Source organism: Bosea sp. PAMC 26642 (assembly GCF_001562255.1).
In the GTDB taxonomy this organism is placed as follows: domain Bacteria; phylum Pseudomonadota; class Alphaproteobacteria; order Rhizobiales; family Beijerinckiaceae; genus Allobosea.
Genome location: NZ_CP014301.1, coordinates 3,815,207 through 3,836,290, shown reverse-complemented (window position 1 = coordinate 3,836,290; position 21,084 = coordinate 3,815,207). Strand labels below are relative to the sequence as shown.

Genomic DNA, 21,084 nt, shown 5'->3' with positions numbered 1-21,084 from the left:
TGCGTTGCGAGGAGGAACGGCCCAGTCGGCTCCTAGTTCATTCTCGTTCTAAAAATCGGGACACACGAATTCGTCAGCCCTGCCGCGAGACCGGATGAGCGGACGGATAAAAGACCCGTGCCCACGTCGGTGCTCAGGTGATGGCGCGCCTCAACGTGCTTGCAGGGCGATTAGGCTGACATCGATCGTTCGAGCCCGAAAGCCGGCTTCGCAATAGCAGAGATAGAATTCCCACATACGGCGAAACGGATCGTCAAAGCCGAGTGGCGCGATCTCGGACCAGCGCTCCTGAAAGCGCCGACGCCACTCCTTCAGGGTCACGGCGTAGCTCGCCCCGAAATCGAGCCGCTCGATTGTCGCAAGACCGGCTCCGGTCGCCTCGCTCTCCAATGCAGGTACGGATGGCAGGCAGCCGCCGGGAAAGATGTAGCGCTGGATGAAATCGGTGCCCTGCTGATAGGCCTCGAAGACACCGTCGTCGATCGTGATCGCCTGCAGCACAGCCCGACCGCCGGGGCGGAGCGAACGGCTCAATGTCGCGAAATAGGATGGCCAATAGGCGCGCCCGACCGCCTCGATCATCTCGATCGAAACGATGCGGTCGAACTTGCCGGAAATGTCGCGATAATCCTGCAGATGCAAGCTGACCTGCTCGGCGAGGCCGGCCTCGGCCACACGCCGCTGGGCCGCATCCAGCTGCGCCGGCGACAAGGTGATCGCGGTCACGCGGCAGCCTTCGTGTGCCAGCCGCTCGGCCAGCGCTCCCCAGCCGCAGCCGATCTCGAGGACGTGCTCGCCGCCCGAAAGATCGAGCATGGCGACGATCCTGTCGAGCTTGCGCTGCTGCGCCGCTTCGAGCGACTCCGTGGGCGCGTCGTAGAGTGCCGACGAGTACATCATGCTGTCATCGAGCCAGTGGCCATAGAACTCGTTGCCGAGATCGTAATGCGCCATGATGTTGCGGCGGCTGCCGGCGCGGGTGTTGGCGTTGATCAGGTGACGCAGACGATTGAGCAAGCGCGCCGGCCATGCGCCCGAGACCAGCTTGCGCAACGTCGCGTCGTTGCGCGCGCCGAGCTCGATCAGCGCGGTCAGATCCGGGGTCTCGAGATCGCCGTCGCGATAGGCCTCGGCCAGGCCGATGTCGCCATCCAGCAGCAACATTCTCAAGGGGCGCCAGCTCTTCAGGACGATCATGGCCTGCGGGCCGGGCGCGGCATGTCCGCTATAGAGACGCTCGCCCTCGGGTGTGACGACGGTCAGGCGTCCGATAGCGATCCGCGACAGCATTCGGCGCAGGAACCAGCGCGACAGTCCGATTCCGCGTGGCGAGAGCGCTTGCTCGGCTATCGCAGGATGCTGCTCTGTTTCGGGCAGGCTCATGGCTCCACCGGTCCTCTATCATGCGATGCCCCGGCACTGCCCAGGCTGAACGGACGTGCCGGCGGCGCCGGATGCGGCCGCCAGGGAATGCGCTTCGCCAGCAAACGCAGCGCGTGCCAGTGGATGGCGGCAGTGACTTTCAGCGTGAGCAGGGGATGGGTTGCCAGCAGCCGCAAGAGCGCCGCGTCACCAAGCTCGACGCGGTTGCCGCTCATCGTCGCGGCGATCAGGCGGCCTGCGGCGTCGTGGCCGTCGATCGAGACGGAGACATGCTCGTCAGGCGGCACGATCTGGAAGGCGTAGCGCATCGCAAGCCCCATAAAGGGCGAGACGTGGAAGAGCTTGCGGGCCTCCTGGACGAACGGTCCCGCCTCGGCACCGACGGGCGCGACGTAGTTGTGGGTCTCGCCGAAGGTGTTGTGCACTTCGTAGACGGTCGCGCACAGGCTTCCGTCGAGCCGATAGCAGAAATAGGTGCTGATCGGGTTGAACGCGTAACCCAGAATGCGTGGCATCGTCAGGAGCCGGATCGGGCCACCGTCCCAGGCGATGTCGGCGCTTGCCAGGATTTCGCCGATCTGCAACCGCAAAGGCCGCCCGCTTCGGTCGCCGTAATCGGTGTCGCGAAAGGCGTAGAGATTGAAGCGATTGCGGGAGAAGAGACGCAATCCCGCCGCCAGCCGGTCGATCTCGTCGAGGTCGAGCAGCATCCAGAAGACGCGGTAGGCCAACGCGTGGGGCTTCGGCCGGAACCGGTGGTGCCGCACCCGCCCGACATAAAGGGCAGAGGTCCAGTTCATGCTGCCTGCTTCCGCGGTGCGGGCAGCGGGATGCGACCGGACTCGTCGCGAACGCTCCAGGGACGTCGGACACCGCCGAGCGCCTCGGCGACGGCGAGCCCTGCCTGAAGTCCGTCCTCGTGGAAGCCCGCGCCAAAATAGGCGCCGCAGAACCAGCTGTGCCGCGCGCCTTGCAGCGACCATAGCCGTGTTTGCGCATCCAGTGCCGCAGCATCGAACAGCGGATGCTCGTAGATGTCCTCATGCAGGACAGCCTCCGCGCGCAGCCTGTCCGGCGGGTTGAGCGTCACGAAAAGCGGCCGCGCTTCCGGCAAGCCCTGGAGCCGGTTCATCCAGTAGGTGACAGCGCAAGCAGCCTCCGGCCGGCTTCGCTCCCCGATATGATTCCAGCTCGCCCAGGCGCGCCGGCGCCTCGGCATCAGCGCCGGGTCGCTGTGCAGCACCGCACGATTACGGCTGTATCGGAAGGCGCCGAGCGCCTCGGCTTCCCTCGTACCGGGATCGGCGAGCATGGCCAGCGTCTGGTCGGCATGAGTGGCGAAGACCACTTCGTCGAAACGCTCGCTCCAGCCGTCGCCGAACAGAACCACTTCGTTGGCGGCACGACTGACCTGCCTGACCGGCGTACCGGTCCGGACCGTGCCGGAAAAGGCGTTGCGCAACCGGTCGACATAGACGGCGCTGCCGCCGGTCACGGTGCGCCAGGCCGGTCGATCGGTGAGCTGGAGCAGCCCGTGATTATGGTGGAAGCGCAGGAAAGCGGCAGCAGGATAGGACAGTATCTCGGCACACGGTGCCGACCAGATCGCAGCCGCCATCGGCAACAGGTGGTCGTCCCGGAAAGCAGCTCCGTACCCGCCGGCGGCGAGATAATCGCCTAACGAAACGTTTTCTGCATCGCCGGTCAGCGCATCCTTCGAAGCGTTACGATAGAACCGGGCGATGTCCTGCAGCATCGCCCAGAAGCGCGGGCGGAACAGGTTGCTGCGCTGGGCAAACAGTCCAGCGACGCTGGTGCCGCTGTATTCCAGGCGCCCTGCGTCGAGCGATACGGCGAAGGACATCTCGGTCGGCTGCGTCGCAACGCCGAGGTGCGCCATCAGCGCGATGAAGTTGGGATATGTCGCCTCGTTGTAGACGATGAAGCCGGTGTCGACCGCCGTCCCTGCGTCATCGCCGCCGAGTCGAACCGTGTTCGCGTGTCCGCCGAGCCGTGTGGCGGCCTCGAACAGCACGACATCATGCGCCTGTCCGAGCAGCCAGGCGGCCGAGAGACCCGAGATTCCGGCGCCGATCACGGCGACCCTCATCGGTTTCCCCCGCACCCGCTCCATCGATGCAATTTCGCTGTTCATGACGGGTATACGCGGCGGGAGCCCGACTGGATTTACCGTCCGGCGCCCAAAAATTGCCCCGGGGTGACCCGCCGCCGAGCCTGCTGCGTAAGTGAAGGGAGAACAGAGTTTCCGCAGAGGTTGAATGATGCCGGTCGACGGGTTGAAACGGGCCATCGCAGCGATCGGTGCCTATGCGGCGCATCCCGATCCGCGCGCGGCGATCGCCAACACCGTCGCGCTCGTGATCGTCTCTAACCAGCCATTCTATCCGCTGTATCTTTATTGGGCGGTCTCGCCGGTCATCTCGCCGTCCTACATCACCTTCTTGTCGACACCCCTCTTCGCAGCCGTTCCGGCCGCGATGCGGCGCAGTCCGCTGCTCGGACGCTTGCTCCTGCTCATCGCCGGCATTGGCAACACGTTGCTCTGCCGCTTTGCTTTCGGTCCGGGCTCAGGCGTCGAAGTGTTTCTGTTTCCCTGCATCGTGCTCGCGCTGCTGCTGTTTCGACGCACCGAACGCGCCTTCGCGTTCGGCTTCGCAGCGCTGGCCTTCGTCGCCTACCTGCTGCCGGCTCAGATGCCGGGCTTTCCGCTGCACGTCTATGAGCCGGGAGAGTATGCCGCCCTGCAGCGTCTCAACTTTCTCAGCGCGGCATCCCTGACCGCGTTGATCGGCTGGCTTTTCGCCACCCGCCTCGCCATGAATTCGCATCTCGATGAAACCGACGATGCCCGCGGAGCGTAAACAGGCATTCGCGGATAAGGACATCGCCATGAGCCGTTCTCTGCTTGCCGTCGGATTCGCTTCCCTCTCGGCTGCGAGCGCAGCCGCCGCGGATCTCGACGGGACATGGTTGCGCGATGACGGCAATGCGCGTGTGCGCATCGCGCCATGCGGCGACAAGATCTGCGCCACCAACCTCTGGATCGGCGATACCAGCACGGGCGAGGCGGCCGGGGACAAGCTCATCATGACCCTCTCGCGCCAACCCGACGGGACCTTTTCCGGAAGCGCCTACGATCCCAAGCGTGACAGGACCTTTTCGATGACGGTTACGGCCAAAGCGGGCGCCCTCGTCACGCGCGGTTGCATCGTCAGGCGCCTGATCTGTCGGGACGTCGGCTGGAGCGCCGCGCAGTGATCCGGGGCTGTCGCCTTGGCGTATCTTGCATATGGTTGCCGCGCTATCACTGACTGTCGATGGCGTGCGCAAGGCGAGAGCCGCAGCGCAGGGAGGTCGGTTCTTCGTCTTGTTCGACCCCAATGAATTGATTGCCGCGATCGCGCGCTCGGGCGACCGGGCAGCCTTCGTCGCGCTGTTCGACCATTTCGCTCCGCGCGTTAAGGGTCTGCTCATGCGTGGCGGAACCTCGGCCGAACTCGCCGAGGAAATCGCCCAGGAAACGCTGCTGGCCGTGTGGCGCAAGGCAGCGCTGTTCGACCCCGCGAAAGCGAGCGCATCGACCTGGATCGCAACGATCGCACGCAACCTGCGTATCGACATCGCCCGCCGGGAAACCCGGTCGCGGCTGTCCCAAGTTTACGAGATCCTGGATGAAGAAACACCCGAACAACCTGATGCGACACTGTCCGGGGCCGAGCGCGATGCGCGGGTGCGGGCTGCGATGACACGGCTCTCCGCCGACCAATATCGCGTCGTCGAACTCGCCTTCCTGGAGGGCTTCAGCCACCAGGACGTCGCCCATCGCCTCGCCATCCCCCTCGGCACGGTGAAGTCGCGGCTGCGGCTGGCGCTGTCGCATCTGCGCGATCGGCTGGAGGATCTGCGATGAGCACCGTTTATCGCCCGTCCGATGAGACGCTCGCCGCCTTCGCGGCGGGACAGCTCGACGAAGGTCTTGCACTCGTCGTCGCCTGCCATGTCGAGGCCGATCCCGAGAGCCGGCAGCGGCTGCGGGACCTGCAGGCCGTGCAGGGTGCATTCCTCGACTCCGCCGAGCCGGTTGCCATGGATGCTGGCCCGCGGGATTTGAATGCTGTCGATCAGGCCGCTTCGCAATCGAGCAGTCCTTCCACGCCCGAGGCCGGCACTCCACGAGTTCTGGTCCCCTATGGCCTCGGCCCGTGGCGCCCGATCGGCATCCGCGTCGCGATGCGGCGCGTCGAGGTTCCCGGCGCGCAGGCGCGCGTCTTCATGCTGCGCGCCGGGCCCGGCATCGCATTGCCTCGCCACAAGCATAGCGGGCTCGAATGGACCACGATCCTGTCGGGCGCCTATGAGCACGAATACGGGCGCTATGCGGCCGGCGACTTCGACGAAGCCGACGCCGATCATTACCACACGCCGCGCGTCGATCCGGTCGAGGGGTGCACCTGCATCGTCGCCTTGACCGGGAATGTCCTGTTCCAGGGCTGGCTCGGGCGGCTCTTGCAACCTTTGGTGCGGCTGTGACCATCGCGTCCTTCGCCGCCGCCGTGGTTTTCGCGGCCGTGGCGATGTCGGCCTTCATGGCGCTCGCGACGCTGATCGAACGCCGCTCCGGCAATTCCGGCTGGATCGACGTGGTCTGGACCTTCGGGCTCGGCACGACCGGGATTGCCGGCGCGCTGCTCCCGTTCGGGGCAGGGCCGATGTCGCGACGGCTGCTGGTGGCAGGGCTTGCGCTCGCCTGGGCGCTCCGGCTCGGCCTGCACATTGCGCGCCGGACGAGCGGCATCGCCGAGGATCCGCGCTATGCGAAGCTCAAGCGCGACTGGGGCAGCGATGCGCCGCGCCAGATGGCGAGACTGCTCCAGATGCAGGCGCTCGTCAGCATCCCGCTGGCGCTGGGGATCGTTCTGGCGGCGCATAACCCCGCGCCCGCGCTGGGCTGGCAGGATCTCGCCGGCGTCCTCGTCTTCGCTGCCGGCCTCGCGGGCGGCGCCATTGCGGATGGGCAACTTCGAGCCTTCGCCCGCTCGGGCAGCGGCGGGGTCTGCGATCGCGGCCTGTGGCGCTGGTCGCGGCACCCCAACTACTTCTTCGAATGCCTGCTCTGGTGCTCCTATGCGGTGATGGCTGCTGCAGCCGGCCATGCCTGGGGCTGGTTTGCAGTGTTGGCGCCGGCCTGCATGACGCTGCTGCTCACACGCATCTCCGGCATCCCGCCTCTGGAGGAGCACATGATCGCCAAGCACGGGCAGGCCTATCGCGACTACCAGAGCCGAACCAGTGCGCTCGTTCCGCTGCCGCCGAGAGGGGCGACGCCATGACGATCATGCAGAGGCTCTCGAACTGGGGCGAAGGATTGCCCGTGCCCGATGCGATCAGCCGCATGGTAATCGCCTCGCTGGTCGGGCGCACGGACCGTTCGCTCACAGCACAATCCACAGACGCCGCTACCTTCGCCCGCGATATGGTGGACTTCCCGATCGCGCTTCACACCGACGCGGCCAACGCCCAGCACTACGAAGTGCCGGCCGCTTTCTTCGACGCGGTGCTCGGCCCGCGACGCAAATACTCCTGCTGCTATTACGCCAATGCCGGGGACACGCTTGCGGTGGCGGAAGAGACCGCCTTGGGGTTGACGGCGGAGCATGCCGATCTCGCCGACGGGCAGGATATCCTCGAGCTCGGTTGCGGCTGGGGCTCGCTGTCATTGTGGATGGCAGAGCACTATCCACATGCGCGCATCGTCTCGGTCTCCAATTCGGCCTCGCAGCGCGCCTTCATCGAGCAACAGGCCAAGCGGCGGAACCTCGTCAACCTGCGGGTCGTCACGGCCGACATGAACGATTTCGTCACGGAGGAGCGCTTCGACCGTGTCGTCTCGGTGGAGATGTTCGAGCACATGGCGAACTGGCGCACGCTTCTCGGACGCATCCGCGGCTGGCTGAAGCCCGACGGACGGCTCTTCATCCATGTCTTCGCCCACATGCAGGGCTGCTACCGCTTCGATGCCGGGGATACGGGCGACTGGATCGCGCAGCATTTCTTTACGGGCGGCCTGATGCCGAGCGCGACGCTGGCGCATCAGTTTCCCGACCTTTTCACGGTCGAGGCGGAATGGCGCTGGAGCGGCGCGCACTACCGGGCGACCGCCGAGGGCTGGCTGGCGAACTTCGATCGGAACCTGGCCGCGATCGATCCGATCTTGCGCCAGGTCTATGGCGCGGAGGCGCCTTTATGGCGCCGGCGCTGGCGCCTGTTCTTTCTGGCCACGAGCGGATTGTTCGGCCATGACGGCGGCGATGCTTGGGGCGTCCATCATTACAGGCTGCGCGCCGCTGGCTGACAGGTCGATTTCAGACCCAGCCCCAGCCGGTGGCGAGACGGACCGCGCCATAGGCGATCCAGGTACACAGGCCGACGGCAACCGTGCCGTAGACGAGATCCGCGAGCGTTATCGTCAGCGTCCAGGGGCGCAGCGTGGCGTAGTTCGTCAGGTCGTAGGTGGCATAGGCCAGCAGGCCGATCAGCGCGCCGTTCAACAGCGCTGAGGTCGGGTTTCCATCCCGCAGGGCCGGCATGAGCGCGAAGTGAACCACGCCGAGCGGGAAGCCGAAATAAAACAGTGCCGCGGGTGCGTAGCGCACCTGTTCGACGATCAGGTCGCCCAGCGCCGGCCGGTACAATTTGGCCGCCATCGTACCGAGCCAGATGGCATCGCAGATTCCGAAGGCAACGAGGAAGGCGATGTAGCCGGCGACGAACTGCATGATGACCTCCATGGCAATTCATGGAGATACGCCGGGTGTTTCGAACTGGTTCAGTATCGCGGCCGGATGCCCGAACCGTCCAGGTCGCAAATCCGATCGGCCAGGCCGGGATTGCGAGCGGCCAATTCGCCCCGGCGGCGTCGATGAGCAGTCCGGCCCGCCATCCGGAATTGCGGCCGGCTTGAACGAATTTTAACGGATGCCGTCGCAAGATTGCACGATCGAGGCGAGGTCAATGCCGCTGCCCGGTCGAAATGGTCGTCGTATCGGCCGATGCAGTTCGAAAGCGACCCGAGATGTTCTCGACCTCGATCAAGCACTATCTGCTCGCCACGATGGCCTGCATCTGCATTCCCGGCGTCGGCGCCTTGACCTATCTGGCGCAGGATACCGTCGTGGATGTCCAGACCAATACGCGGCTATCGACGCTGGTCGGAGCAGATCGCGCCCTTCTCCTGGCAGGCAACGCCATCCGGACCAATCGCGGCCAGGCCCAGACCAGCGTCCAGGCCAGCGACGATGCGACGGCCATCATCAAAACCGTCGAACAGGCCAACCGTAAAGAACTTGCGAACGCGGTCGCGAAACTGCAGGCAACCGACCTGCCTGACAGGATCGCGCTCGCGGACGGCATTTCCGAGCGGGAGAAGCAGACCGAAACAAAGCTCCCCGAGATGTATGCCGAGGCCTCCAAGCCGAAGCCGCAACGCACTCTGGCCGCAACGATGCCCTGGTACAATGGCGTCGGCGACATCGAAAGCGCGATCCTCAAGGCATCTGACGCCACGTCGACTGCGGTGCGGCTGGCCGATCCCGTGCTGGCCGACCTGCAGGCGTTCAAATCCGCCGGCTGGCGCGTCCGTTCGAGCTACGGCACGCAATGCTCGGTCCTGCGGCCCGCGCTTGGCTCCGGAAAGGCGCTCGAACCGGCACAGCAGCGCGCACTCGGCGAATTGCGCGGCGCGACCAATGCCAGCCTCGCCCAGTTGAAACAGCTCGGCGCACGCGCCGGCGTCTCGCCCGAACTCGCCCGCAAGGTCGGCGTCATGGCCAGCGAGGTCGAGGCGGCGAATACAGCGATGGACGGCCTCGTCGGAAAACTCGGCCAGGGCGCCGGATCGGTGATCGGGGCGGAGGAGTGGACGAAGCAGTGCAATGCGCCGTTCACATCGATCGTGGCTGCCGTGGTGCAGTCGCTCGACGATATGGAGACCGTCGCCAGCAGCCAGCTGAGCTGGGCCTGGACCAAGCTTGCGGTGATGGGAGGCCTGCTCGTCGGGCTGCTGATCCTTTGTGTCATGAGCTGGCGCGGCGTGCAGCGGCGCATCGCCAGGCCGCTGGTGTCGCTGAATGCGGCGCTGGTCGGGATGCAGGCCGGCGACTTCTCGCAGCCGGTTCCGTCGGCTCCCTATGCCGACGAGATCGGTGCCCTGAGCGGTGGGCTCGAAAGCTACCGCAGGAGCGCGCTCGAACTCGAATCCAGCCGGCAGAACCGGGAAACGGGTCTGCGCGCCGACGCCGAGCAGGCAGCCAATACGCAGGCGCTGGTCCGCGACGTCGCCACGATCGTGGCCGCCGCGCGCGCCGGCGACTTTTCACAGTCGGCCGATGCCGGCGCGGTCGAAGGCCCGCTCAAGGAACTTGTCGAAGGCATCAACGAGATCAACGCGGTGGTCGACAGTGCGACGAGCGAGTTCGCATTGGCCTTGCAGGCTGTGGCCGGCGGCGATCTGACGAGCCGGATCGAGACAGGCTACCTCGGCAAGTTCGCCGAGCTTAAGGGCGCGATCAACGAGACGGTGGATCGGCTGTCCTCGACGGTTCGGACGATCCAGACGACCTCCTCGGATGTCGGTCTGGCGGCACGCGAGATCAACATGGGCGCCGACGACCTGTCGAAGCGCACCGAGGAGCAGGCCTCGAGCCTGGAGGAGACCGCCGCCACGACCGAGGAACTCGCGGCCTCGGTGAAGGCCTCGGCGCAGGGTGCGCGCCAGGCGGCGACGATCGCCGACGAGGCGATGCAGGCGGCCCAAAGCGGCGGCGCGATCGCGACTGAAGCCGTGGCGGCGATGGCGCGCATCGAGACGGCCTCGCAGAAGATCTCCGACATCATCCGGGTGATCGACGACATCGCCTTCCAGACCAATCTGCTCGCCCTGAACGCGGCGGTGGAAGCCGCGCGCGCCGGCGACGCCGGCAAGGGCTTTGCGGTCGTGGCCAGCGAGGTGCGCACGCTGGCGCAGCGCTCGTCCTCGGCGGCCAAGGACATCTCCGGCCTGATCTCGTCCTCGAACGAGGAGGTCACCGGCGGCGTCAAGCTCGTGCGCCAGGCCGGCGAGCAACTGGCCCGCATCCTCGAGGCCTCGCGCAAGGTCGCCTCGACCATCGCCGAGATCTCGACGGCCTCGGCCGAGCAGGCCAACGGCATCGACGAGATGAGCCAGGCGGTGGCCCATCTCGACGAGATGACGCAGCAGAACGCGGCACTCGCGGAACAGAGCGCGGCCTCGGCGGGCTCGCTCACCGGCAAGATCGGCCAGCTCAACGACCTCGTCGCGGCGTTCAGGACCGGCCAGGACGCGCCCGGCCGAAGCACCAGCCCAGCCGGCGAGCCCGAACGCCTGCGCAAGCTCGCAGAGGCCGCCTTTGCCCAACCCAGGCCGGCTCCGCCGGCAAGGGCGGCAGCCCCCGCCCGGCCCGCCCCCGCAGCATCGCCCGCCCGCAAGGCCGCAGCAGGCGGACGCGCAAGCGATGCGGGATGGGAAGAGTTCTGAGCGGCGGGCGTGGGAGATTGCTTGGCAGCGATGTCATGCACGGCATCGAGCCGGGAATTCCGGTTCGGCCGCACTGACGGCGGTCAGCGCTTTGGCAGGAGAAGCAAGCCTCGGGTCATGAAAGCCCAGCGCCCGCATTTGGACTGCGCTGCTGGTCCGGCCGTTTGACTGCACTAAAATGGCTGGCTTGAAGAGCGGGCGGTCAGCGGCCGTGCAAATCTTGCCAAAATCTTTGGGGCTGCCTACCCTCGGAGCATGAACTGCGGCTCACGCATGGCTTCGGCTGGACAGAACAAAATATACCTATTTCTATTGGCTACGCAGACCGCCGCTGCGACGTTTCTGTTCTGGGTGATATTCCCGCTGTTTCACCAGATGATCACGCAAATCGGCAAGCCTCAGGATGTGAGTCATCTCATCGAGGTGGAAATCTGCCTGGGTACGGTGGTCCTCCACGGGGCCTATTGGGCGCGATACCGCTGGGTCACGCTCCAAGCGCCTTTCCACAGCCCGTTCATCGGCCATCTCGTCCAGTTTGCCAGTCGCGTCAGTTTCTTCTTCGGCGGCGCCGTGTTTTCGGCGCTGTTTTTCCGGCACCTGCCCGAGCTGGACACATTGCCCTCGATCGACCAGACGCTGGTCAAAGGCCTGGTCGTTTTGGGGGTCCTGTTCGCCCTGTTCTGCTATTCGCTGGAGCTGGACCGGCTGGGGAAGGCTATCGAGGACACGCCGGATCGCGAAATTCTACCGCCTGGACAGCATGTAGATCGGGACAGAGAGCATGAGCTGGACTGACACGTTCGTTTTTTCGTTGACGCTCCGCGAAAGCGCGCCTGCCAACCCGAGACCGAAAATCTTGTTGTCGGCTGCGTCGTATTTTTCGACTTCCAGTGTCGCGAATATTTGCCTGACCGGCCTGGCGCGGATGATCGTCCCCAGACTGCCGCCGCCGAAGATCGCATAGCCGCTCTTGCCCGTCAGCTTCCAGCCCCCTTCCCACTGCCTGTAGGCGCCGAGGTAACCGCCATAGACCGGCTCGACCCGGCCCGGCCCCGAATTGACCGCGACATAGGTCAGGGCAACGCCACCGATCAGACCCCTCGTGCCGTCCTCGTCGAACGCGTAGTCCGCATCGATCCCCCCCGACCAGGTCGTCGTCATGGCGGTGCCGACGGGGATGTGAACAGGCCGGGATACGGAGCCCGAGACCGACAGTTCGGGCAGCAGGCGGGTCTGCTCGGCGAAGGTGTAGTCGAACCCGGTGGTGAAGCTGCCGGCGGCCAATTGAGACCAGGGCGAGGACGCGGTCGCCGTACTGCTGAAATTGCTGCCGGCATAGATGGTCAGGGCGTCCGTCACGTCGATGGTCAAGGGTACGTCCAGCGAGAGGCTTTTGCTGGCGCTGTCCGTGAGCGAGAAGAAACCGCGACGGCCGATGACGAAGCTGTTTCCCGGCGATCTCGACAGGGTCGCGGACACGTCGAGGTAAATGGCGGGGAGCGCGTTTGACGGAGGCGTCTCGGGTGCATCGGGCAGTGGCGTCTCGGCAGCAAAACCGATCCGGGGTGCAAGTAGGATTGCAACGACCACGAGCGTTCCGCGCCGCCGACATCCGGACGATTTCGCTAACCTGCCTGCTGCCATGACGGTCCGCCTCGTGATCGGTGGCCCCTGGCCCGCAACGAGCCGCTGGCGGAAAGCCAGAGGAAACCCTCCCTTTGCCCGAAACCCCAACTTGTCGACGCGGGGCCTTTAAACTAGCTTCGGCTCGACAAGGTTATCGGCCGTCCAACTCGAATTCAAATCGAAGAAACTCAAGCCGTCTCTGAGTGATGGAATCAAGGCAAATAATTTCACTTGACTGTCTAATTCGGATTTGGCGCCGTTATGCATCGATACGCAGGCATTTTCTATGGGTTGTGGCAATGAATGTAAATCAGTCATTGCTCGATGTTATGGATAAGATGGCTTTGAAGCTTGTCGACTTGATAAGTCGTTGCTTATTGCCGATCTCTCCGAGATATTATTTTAATAATCTGTCATATTTTCCGACAATATCAAAAAAGATACTCTTGCCTTTATTTTGTCTCTTTTTGTTCCTGCCCGCCCTGACAGGGCTGGCGCTCTCCCAAACTGCGGCTCCTCCTGCCGGCATCAGCAAGGAACAGTTCGATGCGCTCGTCGACGCGATCGGCCAGTCTGTCGTCGAGAAACTGAAGACAGCCCCGCCAGTCCCCGAGAAGATATCGCCTGCGGAGCCGACCTCGATCCAGACGCCCGATCCGCTTGAAGAGCGGGTCGCGCAATTCGTCGGCAGTGCCGCCGCCGCTCTGGCGGCTTTCCCCGAACTTGGCCGGCGATTGGCGGATTTTCCACGGCTTATCGTCAATGCCGGCGACGGTCGCGGATTGGCGGCCTTTCTTGTGCTCCTGATCATGTCCGTAGCCCTGGCACTGGCGATGGAGAAGGTCGTGGCCGCGCTATCCGCGGGGCTGCGGGTACGGCTCGGGCAGAGGGCCGCCTATACGCCAGGGCCGCGCGCGATCCTGCCGATCATCGGCATTCTCGCCCTGGATGTGATCGCCGTCGCGGCTGTCTGGCTCGCCAGCTACGGGGCGATCGGCATCTGGTTTTCCCGCGGCGTCGGGCAGGACAAGCTGGCCGCCGCCATTCTTGCAGGCGTCTTTGCCTGGCGGCTCTACATGCTGGCCTTCCGGTTCGTCCTGCGTCCGGGACTGGCCAGCGCGCGGCTGGCGGCAATGGACGATGCCGAGGCGATCGCCGTCTACAGACGTATCGCGCTCGTCGTGCTGCTGATCATGAGCTTGCGGATCGTGATCCGGCTGCTGATTGCGACGGGTACCCCGCCCGAGGCGGTCGCGGCCGGCCAGATCGTCGTGACCGCCACGGTGCTGAGCTTCGTCTTCTGGATGGCCCTGCGCTCGCGCGGCGCCATCGGCCGGTGGCTTGCCGATCTGTCGGGCGCACAGACCAGCTGGGGAAGCCGGCTCGGCACACATTGGCTCGGGGTGGCTGTCCCGCTGTTTCTGGCTTTGGGCCTGACGCAGATCTATGGAGCGATCGTCGCCCGATACACCGTTCCGAACGCCGTGCTGTTGACGCTCAATGCGCTGATCGCGCTGATCCTGTTTCAGACGCTGACACGCTACCTGACGCGGGCACGCCCGGCAGCCGGCTCCATCGTGGCAGAAGCGGACGCGCTTCCGGACGTAGGACCCCAGCCCGCCCGTCGCGGCCTGACCCATGTCATCGTGCGCTGCTGCAGAACGGCCATCTTCCTCGCGCTTGCGGTCATGGTCGCGCAAAGCTGGATCGTGGATGTCTTCGCTCTGGTCGACGAACAGGGTTGGCGGGCTCTGGCACGCTCGTCCCTGGCGACGGCCGTCACGCTCTTCCTCGCCTTCGTCGCCTGGGAGTTGGTGGACGTCTTCACGCGCCCGCCGTCCGCGTCGGCCATCGATATCTCGGCGGCAGAGGGGGGAGGAGGCGCCGGTTCCCGCCTCGCGACCATGCTGCCGCTGCTGAGGGTGGTGCTCGCCATCGTGATCAGCGTGCTGGCGCTGCTCGTCGTCCTCTCGGAGATCGGCATCAACATCGCCCCGCTTCTGGCCGGGGCCTCGGTGTTCGGCCTTGCACTGTCTTTCGGCAGTCAGGCACTCGTGCGCGACATCGTCTCGGGTATTTTCTATCTGAGCGACGACGCCTTCCGGATCGGCGAATACATCGATTGCGGCAAGGCGAAGGGCTCGGTCGAGGGCTTCACGCTGAGATCGATACGCCTGCGCCACCAGAACGGCCAGGTGCATACGATCCCGTTCGGGCAATTGGGGCAGATCACCAATTTCAGCCGCGACTGGGCGACGGTAAAGTTCAACCTGCGCTTCAAGCGCGATACCGATCTGGAAAAGCTTCGCAAGACGGTCAAGAAGATCGGCGACGAGATGCAGGCGGACCCCGAATTTGCCAACGACTTCATCAACCCGCTTCGGATGCAGGGCGTTGCCGACATCCTCGACAACGCGATCCTGGTGCGCTTCAAATTCACCGTCAAACCGATCCAACCGAGCTATGTTCAGCGTGTGGCGGTCAAGACCATGGTCATGACCTTCCCGACCGTCGGCATCGAGTTCGCGGATTCGATGGTTGCCGTGCAGACGCTCGGTGCGGGAGCGGATCACGCCGCCGCAGCAGCCGCCAGTTCGGCACAAAATCGATCGAGAGCGGAAATGGCGCTTTCGGCGGGGGGGGACGCCCAATGAAACCGCGTGCAACCATGTCTTTCCGACGCGCACTGGGCTGCGGCCGAGCCGCCCTGTTCTCAGTGTTGCTCGCCACTCTCGTCGCGGCCTGTGCTTCCCGGCCGGAAACCGGCTTCCTCGCCCCCGTGACAGTGGCGACATCTGGAACCGAGCACACGCTGCTCGTTGCGACGACGCGCAAGCGGGACGATCGGCCAGGCACATTGTTCGGCGGCGAGCGCGGCCGATCGCTGGACTTCGCCAAAATCGGAATTTCCGTCCCGCAGGCGCACAAGCCGGGCGAGATCGAGTGGGCATCGGCACCCCCCGGAAATGCGAACACCGATTTTGTCGTGCGGCAGGCCACCTATCTCGACGGTGAGAAGGAGTTCGTGCGCTCCCTCAATGCGCAGTTGGCGACACGTCCCCGCGGCAAACGCAAGGTCTTGTTGTTCATCCACGGCTACAACACGATGTTCGCCGAAAGCGTCTATCGGTTCGGACAAGTCGTGCATGATTCCAAGGCGCCCGCCGTCCCCGTTCTGTTCACCTGGGCCTCGCGGGGCGCGCTCACGCAATATGTCTACGATACCAACAGCGCGACGACCGCGCGGGACGACCTCGAACGCACGATCCGGCTTATCTTCGCCAGCGATGCCGAGCAGGTGAACATCCTCGCGCATTCGATGGGCAACTGGGTGACAGTCGAGGCGCTGCGGCAGATCAAGATTGCTGGCCCGCTCCCGCAGATCGGCAAGCTCGGACTGGTCTTTCTGGCGGCGCCCGATATCGACGTCGATGTCTTCAAATCGCAGATGCGGCGCTTCGGAAAGCCGCGCAAGCCTTTCTACATCGTCCTGTCCAAAGACGATCAGGCTTTGCGAGCGTCGAGCTTCATAGCTGGCGGCGGCAACCGGCTTGGAGCCGACGGGAATTATGACGAGCTTGCCGCGCTCGGCGCGGTCGTCATCGATCTGACCGACGTGAAGGCGCTCGATTCGTCGAACCACGGCAAATTCGCGCAGCTGGCCGAGTTCGCGCCCCAGCTCTCGGCGGTACTCGAGAATGGTATCGGCGGCGGTTCCGAAGACCCGGCTCTTTCGCCCGGTGCCGTGGAAGGCACGGTCGGCAAGCTGGTTTCCCTGCCGATCACCCTCATCGGCGCACCGATCAAGATCCTGACGAGCGCCAGCCGTTGATGCTTGTCCCAAAAGAACGACCACGGGAGGAAGACACCATGCTCAAGGCCATATTGTCGATCGCCATCACCGCCCTTGTCTGGAGCGGCCCTGCCGTTGCCCAGCAACGCAATCTCGGCCCCAAGAGCGGCTCCGTCAGCATCCGCCAGTTGCAGGTTGCTTTCATCGGCTCGGGCGCGATCGGCGGCGGCACCCTCAAATTCGCCGGGCGCTCCTATGACATCACCGTTGCCGGCCTGGGCGTGGGCGGCATCGGCGCGTCACGCCTGGTGGCCACGGGCCCGGTCTATGGTCTCAAGCAGGTCGACGACTTCGTCGGCCCCTATGTCCAGCTCCGCGAAGGATGGGCGATCGGCGATCAGGGGCGCGGCCGGCTCTGGCTGCGCAACGCAAAGGGCGTCACGCTGCGGCTGAACACGCAGCGGCGTGGTCTCCAGGTCTCCCTGGGCGCCGACGGTGTGGTCATCGGTTTCAAGCAGTAGCTCGCTGCCGGCCGCTCGACGAGGCGGCCCGGCTCAATCTGGTGGCAATTCGATGGGAGTTCTTTGACATGGCCAATGTGACGACCGAGACAGCTGCCTCTGACGGTGGCGGGTGGCGCTTCAAGCTTGGCATCTGCATTTTTGTCACGGCCTTCGCGCTGTGGCTGCTTCTGCCGCTCGCCGCTTCGATGAATGTGCCGGGCCCGCGCATCGCCGCGATGACGGGCGCGATCTTCATCGCGAACAAGGTCCTTCTGCTCACCTGCATCGCCGTCATGGGCAAAGCCGGGTTCCAGCAGTTGAAGGGGATGATCTTCGGCTACGCCAAGAGCCTTACGCCCTCGGGGCCGATCAGCCGGACGCGCCATGTGATCGGCCTGGTGATGTTCTGCCTGCCGCTCTTGTCGGCGACTCTGGAACCTTATGTCGACCAGTTCTGGCCGGGACTGAGGCCCAATCTCTGGCAGCTTCAGCTGCTCGGCGACGTGATGCTGATCGCAAGCTTCTTCGTTCTAGGCGGTGATTTCTGGAACAAGATCCGGGCACTTTTCGTCCGGACGGCCGTCGTCGTCGACACCCGGCAACCGGTGGAAGCGCCCCATGTCCACTGACAGCCGGACCACGTTGGCGGAGCCGGGGGCGGCCGGAAAGGCTGCGCCGGCGAACCCCCTGCGCGGGGTCGCACGGGTCGTCTTCGGGATGATCGCGGTTCTGTTTGGGCTTTCCATCGCGATGGAGAGGCTGACCCCATCGTCGTCACAAGCCGTCGTCCAGGCTTATGTCGTGCGAATGGCGCCTGACATATCGGGCCGCGTGGTCGAGGTGAACGTGGTCGACAATGCCCGCGTCGAGGCTGGGCAGCTTCTGTTCAGGATCGATGCGCGGCCTTTTGAAATCGCGGTCACCGAGGCGCAGGCTCAGGTCGAGCGCATCGGCCAGACGCTCGGCGCATCCACGGCCGCCGTCGAGGCGGCGCAGGCGCGCCTGGTCAAGGCCGGCGCGGATTTCGAGAATGTCCAGTCCCAGACGCAGCGCACGCTCGAACTCGTTCAACGCGGAATCACGGCCAAGGCGAAGGGCGACGAGGCACGCGCAGCCCTCGAGGGCGCCCGGGCGGCGGTCAACGGCGCGGAAGCCGATCTGGCAAAGGCGCGGCAGGAACTCGGACCGGCCGGCAACGACAATCCGCAGTTGCGCGGTGCGCTGGCGCAGCTCGAACGGGCTCGTCTCAACCTGCTCCACACATCGGTCGTGGCGCCGGCTTCAGGCGTCGTCACCAACCTCCAGCTTGCCACGGGTCAGTTCATCGGCGCGGGGCAGGCCGCATTGAGCTTCATCGACGCGGGCTCGATCTGGATATCGGCGAACTTCAAGGAAAACAGCCTGGAGCATATGTCGAGCGACGATCGCGCCGAGATCGTGATCGATGCGCTTCCCGGCAGCGTGTTTCAGGCGAAAGTCGAGAGCGTCGGCTGGGGTGTCTCGCAGAACAATGTTGATCCCAGCACGGGGCTCCCGACGATCCGCAACAGCAGCGGCTGGATCCGCGACCCGCAACGCTTCCCGGTCCGATTGATCTTCGACGGCGATCTGCCGGGCCGGGTCAGGTTCGGGTCGCAGGTCAATGTGGTCGTCTATACCGGCAAGAACCCTGCCGCCAACGCGCTCGGGGCAGCCTGGATCAGGATCATCTCGGCCTTGACCTATGCCAGCTGACACCGTCAGCCGGACCGCCGTCGTCGCTCGGCAGCGCCGGGTCGGCCTGAGAGTTGCCCTCGCAGTCGCTGTCGGAATGACCGTCGGCGTCGGCAGTGGAGCGGTGATCCCGTTCCTGGGCCCGCTATTCGCAGCGCAGTTCCTCCTCGGCGGTGCCCGGCCTCTGCCAGTCGCCAAGGCGATTGGCACGGTCGGGCTGATCCTGCTGCTGGGTCAGTTTTTCATCGTCATGACCGGCGTGTTCGGCAGCCGGCCGGTTCAGCTGCTCATCCTGCTGGGAATGTTCTTCTTCCTGTGCTTCTTTCTTCAGGCCTCGGGGAAGGGCGGGCCGGCGGTGTTTGTGTCGCTCGTCATCTCGGTCATGGTGCCGCTTCTCGATCTCCTGCACGGCGACCTCGATCAAAGCATGATCATGATCCTGTTTCAGGGCAGCGCGGGCGGGGTCGCCCTATCGTGGCTCGCTCATGCCGTGCTGCCGGAGCCTGCCGGCGAACCGGACCGGCCCGCCCAACAACCTGCGCCTGTCGCCGACCCGATCGCACGCGCGCTCGCCAATACGCTCATCCTGCTCGGGGCGGTCACCCTGTGCCTCACCAACAGTGCGTTCTCGTCCGCGATCGTGATCCCGATCACGGTCGCCTCCCTGTTGCTCCAGCTCGATCTTGCGGCCAGCGCGCGCGCCTCTGTCGGGCTCGTCGCGGTCAACCTGCTCGGCGGCGTGCTTGCATCGCTGGCCTTCACATTCGTCGATATCCGCCCCTCGCTGCTTCTGCTTTTTCTGACCACGTTCCTGATCGGGCTATTGCTGGGAGGACGCGCCGCGACGCCCCTGCCGATCGGCAAGGTCTATGGCGGGGCGCTGACCACGTTCCTGATCCTGTTCGGGACGGGCCTGTCGCCGCTCCCGACATCCACGCCGGAATCATTCTCGACGCGGATCGTCTTCGTGTCGCTCGCGGTCGCCTATGCCGTCCTCGCTACCGCTTTGCTGTGGTTACGCGAGCCGGTTCAGCGCAGCCTCAGCAGTGAGGGATAGCGGCGAAGGTACTTGTCGCAGACGCGGCTCTCGAGGCCCTTGGCATGGGCGGCCGTGAACTCCTTGTTGAAGTCGTCGATGCCCATCACCATGGCCCGCGATGAGATGCTTTTCGCTTTGGCGTCGCGATAGGATTCAGCCTGCGAGCCCTTGTCCGCGATCTGAAGACCCGGACATCGCAGCACGGCCTCGCTCGCCGCTCCCATCTGATAAAGCGCCTTCGGAGAGACAGTCTCAGGTGCTTGCGCCGAGGCGGGGCAGGCGGCCATCACGACGGGCAGCGCGATTGCGAGAGTCCATTTCAACGACGCCTCCTGTGGTCAACATTGTCGTCAGCGCCCGGGCGAACAAGCCCAGGACGGGCCCGAGAAGGATTCGAACCCTTAAGGCCGCCAGCCGACATCCTCGGCGGGAGCCTGCTCGCGCGCCTCTTCGCTGCGCGCCTCCTCGACATAGGAGAACAGTGCCCGCAGCGCCGCCTCGACACCCTCGCCAGACGCCGACGACAGCACGATCGGCATACGCTTGGCCGCCCGCTTTAGCCTTGCGACCTGCTCCTTGAGCAGTTTCGGAGACAGCGCATCGACCTTCGACAGAGCCACGATTTCGGGCTTCTCGTCGAGCCCCTCGCCATAAAGAGCGAGCTCGTTCCGCACGGTCTTGTAGGCCTTGCCGGCATGGTCGCAGGTGCCCTCGACCAGATGCAGCAGCACGCGGCAGCGCTCGACATGGCCGAGGAACCGGTCGCCCAGCCCGTGGCCCTCATGGGCGCCCTCGATCAGGCCGGGAATATCCGCCAGCACCATCTCGCGCCCGTCGACCCGCACGACGCCGAGCCCCGGATGCAGCGTCGTAAACGGGTAATCCGCGATCTTGGGCTTGGCCGCCGTCACCGTGGCCAGGAAGGTCGACTTGCCGGCATTAGGCAAGCCGACCAGCCCGGCATCGGCGATCAGCTTCAGCCGCAGCCAGACCCAGCGCTCCTCGCCGATCAGGCCGGGATTGGCATGGCGCGGCGCCTGGTTGGTGGCGCTCTTGAAATAGGCGTTGCCGAAGCCGCCATTTCCGCCCTTGCACAGCACGAAGCGCTGGCCGGCTTCTGTCAGGTCGGCGACCAGCGTCTCGCCGTCCTCGTCGAAGATCTGCGTGCCCGGCGGCACCTTCAGAACCTTGGTCTCGCCATTGGCGCCGTGCCTGTCGGCGCCCATGCCGTGCCCGCCGATCTTGGCCTTGAAATGCTGCTGGAAGCGGAAGTCGATCAGGGTGTTGAGACCCTGCACGCATTCGATCACGACATCGCCGCCGCGCCCGCCATCGCCGCCATTGGGCCCGCCGAACTCGATGAACTTTTCACGGCGGAAGGAGACGCAGCCCGCGCCGCCGTCGCCCGCCTTCACATAGATTTTTGCCTGGTCGAGGAATTTCATGGCCTCTC

The 21,084-nt window shown here is 65.1% G+C and carries 21 protein-coding genes; 14 read left to right on the top strand and 7 right to left on the bottom strand.

What is annotated here, in order from left to right:
* Window positions 1-150: 150 nt before the first annotated feature.
* The 3 genes from AXW83_RS18485 to AXW83_RS18475 are packed head-to-tail and all read right to left on the bottom strand — an operon-like array spanning window position 151 to window position 3,517.
* Window positions 151-1,383, bottom strand: coding sequence for an SAM-dependent methyltransferase (locus AXW83_RS18485; protein WP_066615790.1), 1,233 nt, complete (start codon window positions 1,381-1,383; stop codon window positions 151-153).
* Window positions 1,380-2,183, bottom strand: coding sequence for a DUF1365 domain-containing protein (locus AXW83_RS18480; protein WP_066615788.1), 804 nt, complete (start codon window positions 2,181-2,183; stop codon window positions 1,380-1,382). The genes AXW83_RS18485 and AXW83_RS18480 overlap by 4 nt, the downstream gene beginning before the upstream one ends.
* The gene (locus AXW83_RS18475) at window positions 2,180-3,517 is read right to left on the bottom strand and encodes an NAD(P)/FAD-dependent oxidoreductase (protein ID WP_210179718.1); all 1,338 of its coding nucleotides are present in this window, start codon (window positions 3,515-3,517) and stop codon (window positions 2,180-2,182) included. Before AXW83_RS18475 ends, AXW83_RS18480 begins: the two co-directional genes overlap by 4 nt.
* 145 nt (window positions 3,518-3,662) lie before the next feature.
* Here AXW83_RS18475 and AXW83_RS18470 point away from each other — a divergent pair, with 145 nt between their 5' ends.
* The 6 genes from AXW83_RS18470 to AXW83_RS18445 all read left to right on the top strand — a co-directional run bounded on the left by AXW83_RS18470 (window position 3,663) and on the right by AXW83_RS18445 (window position 7,756).
* On the top strand, window positions 3,663-4,265 hold the full coding sequence (locus AXW83_RS18470; RefSeq protein ID WP_236841710.1) for a hypothetical protein: 603 nt from the start codon (window positions 3,663-3,665) through the stop codon (window positions 4,263-4,265).
* A 28-nt stretch (window positions 4,266-4,293) separates the two neighbouring features.
* Window positions 4,294-4,662: a DUF2147 domain-containing protein gene (locus tag AXW83_RS18465; RefSeq protein WP_066620776.1), complete on the top strand. Its 369-nt coding sequence runs from the start codon at window positions 4,294-4,296 to the stop codon at window positions 4,660-4,662.
* A gap of 109 nt (window positions 4,663-4,771) precedes the next feature.
* Window positions 4,772-5,314, top strand: a complete 543-nt coding sequence (locus tag AXW83_RS18460) for a sigma-70 family RNA polymerase sigma factor (protein WP_236841709.1) — start codon at window positions 4,772-4,774, stop codon at window positions 5,312-5,314.
* Window positions 5,311-5,934 (top strand): ChrR family anti-sigma-E factor, encoded by a 624-nt coding sequence (locus tag AXW83_RS18455; protein WP_066615784.1) that lies wholly within the window; start codon window positions 5,311-5,313, stop codon window positions 5,932-5,934. Before AXW83_RS18460 ends, AXW83_RS18455 begins: the two co-directional genes overlap by 4 nt.
* Window positions 5,931-6,734: a DUF1295 domain-containing protein gene (locus AXW83_RS18450; RefSeq protein ID WP_066615782.1), complete on the top strand. Its 804-nt coding sequence runs from the start codon at window positions 5,931-5,933 to the stop codon at window positions 6,732-6,734. Before AXW83_RS18455 ends, AXW83_RS18450 begins: the two co-directional genes overlap by 4 nt.
* A complete protein-coding gene (locus tag AXW83_RS18445) occupies window positions 6,731-7,756 on the top strand; it encodes an SAM-dependent methyltransferase (RefSeq protein WP_066615780.1) in 1,026 nt (341 codons plus the stop codon). The genes AXW83_RS18450 and AXW83_RS18445 overlap by 4 nt, the downstream gene beginning before the upstream one ends.
* A 10-nt stretch (window positions 7,757-7,766) precedes the next feature.
* On the opposite strand, the gene AXW83_RS18440 is transcribed toward AXW83_RS18445, so the two are convergent.
* Window positions 7,767-8,180, bottom strand: a complete 414-nt coding sequence (locus tag AXW83_RS18440; RefSeq protein WP_082767522.1) for a DUF2177 family protein — start codon at window positions 8,178-8,180, stop codon at window positions 7,767-7,769.
* Between the two features lie 296 nt (window positions 8,181-8,476).
* Here AXW83_RS18440 and AXW83_RS18435 point away from each other — a divergent pair, with 296 nt between their 5' ends.
* Window positions 8,477-10,957 (top strand): methyl-accepting chemotaxis protein, encoded by a 2,481-nt coding sequence (locus AXW83_RS18435; protein ID WP_066615777.1) that lies wholly within the window; start codon window positions 8,477-8,479, stop codon window positions 10,955-10,957.
* Between the two features lie 273 nt (window positions 10,958-11,230).
* The gene (locus AXW83_RS18430; protein ID WP_066615775.1) at window positions 11,231-11,752 is read left to right on the top strand and encodes a hypothetical protein; all 522 of its coding nucleotides are present in this window, start codon (window positions 11,231-11,233) and stop codon (window positions 11,750-11,752) included.
* On the opposite strand, the gene AXW83_RS18425 is transcribed toward AXW83_RS18430, so the two are convergent.
* Window positions 11,702-12,547 (bottom strand): hypothetical protein, encoded by an 846-nt coding sequence (locus tag AXW83_RS18425; RefSeq protein ID WP_066615774.1) that lies wholly within the window; start codon window positions 12,545-12,547, stop codon window positions 11,702-11,704. The two genes, AXW83_RS18430 and AXW83_RS18425, sit on opposite strands and share 51 nt — an antisense overlap.
* Before the next feature lie 482 nt (window positions 12,548-13,029).
* On the opposite strand from AXW83_RS18425, the gene AXW83_RS18420 reads away from it, so the two are divergent.
* The 6 genes from AXW83_RS18420 (at window position 13,030) to AXW83_RS18395 (ending at window position 19,649) form a co-directional block, all read left to right on the top strand.
* Entirely contained in the window at window positions 13,030-15,237 is a 2,208-nt protein-coding gene (locus tag AXW83_RS18420; RefSeq protein WP_168166120.1) for a mechanosensitive ion channel domain-containing protein, read from the top strand.
* Window positions 15,238-15,251: 14 nt separating this feature from the next.
* The gene (locus AXW83_RS18415; RefSeq protein ID WP_066615769.1) at window positions 15,252-16,415 is read left to right on the top strand and encodes an alpha/beta hydrolase; all 1,164 of its coding nucleotides are present in this window, start codon (window positions 15,252-15,254) and stop codon (window positions 16,413-16,415) included.
* A 38-nt stretch (window positions 16,416-16,453) separates the two neighbouring features.
* Complete coding sequence (locus tag AXW83_RS18410) at window positions 16,454-16,897, top strand: hypothetical protein (RefSeq protein WP_066615767.1); 444 nt, start codon at window positions 16,454-16,456, stop codon at window positions 16,895-16,897.
* Window positions 16,898-16,965: 68 nt separating this feature from the next.
* Window positions 16,966-17,508 carry a transporter suffix domain-containing protein gene (locus AXW83_RS18405; RefSeq protein WP_066615763.1) on the top strand — a complete coding sequence of 181 codons (543 nt, stop codon included), beginning with the start codon at window positions 16,966-16,968 and terminating at the stop codon, window positions 17,506-17,508.
* Window positions 17,498-18,613 (top strand): HlyD family secretion protein, encoded by a 1,116-nt coding sequence (locus tag AXW83_RS18400; RefSeq protein WP_066615761.1) that lies wholly within the window; start codon window positions 17,498-17,500, stop codon window positions 18,611-18,613. The genes AXW83_RS18405 and AXW83_RS18400 overlap by 11 nt, the downstream gene beginning before the upstream one ends.
* Window positions 18,603-19,649 (top strand): DUF2955 domain-containing protein, encoded by a 1,047-nt coding sequence (locus AXW83_RS18395; RefSeq protein ID WP_066615759.1) that lies wholly within the window; start codon window positions 18,603-18,605, stop codon window positions 19,647-19,649. Before AXW83_RS18400 ends, AXW83_RS18395 begins: the two co-directional genes overlap by 11 nt.
* Here the strand turns inward: AXW83_RS18395 and AXW83_RS18390 are convergent.
* Window positions 19,622-19,954, bottom strand: a complete 333-nt coding sequence (locus AXW83_RS18390; protein ID WP_066615757.1) for a hypothetical protein — start codon at window positions 19,952-19,954, stop codon at window positions 19,622-19,624. The genes AXW83_RS18395 and AXW83_RS18390 overlap by 28 nt on opposite strands.
* 78 nt (window positions 19,955-20,032) lie before the next feature.
* Window positions 20,033-21,076: a GTPase ObgE gene (gene obgE, locus AXW83_RS18385; protein ID WP_066615754.1), complete on the bottom strand. Its 1,044-nt coding sequence runs from the start codon at window positions 21,074-21,076 to the stop codon at window positions 20,033-20,035.
* Window positions 21,077-21,084: the final 8 nt, after the last annotated feature.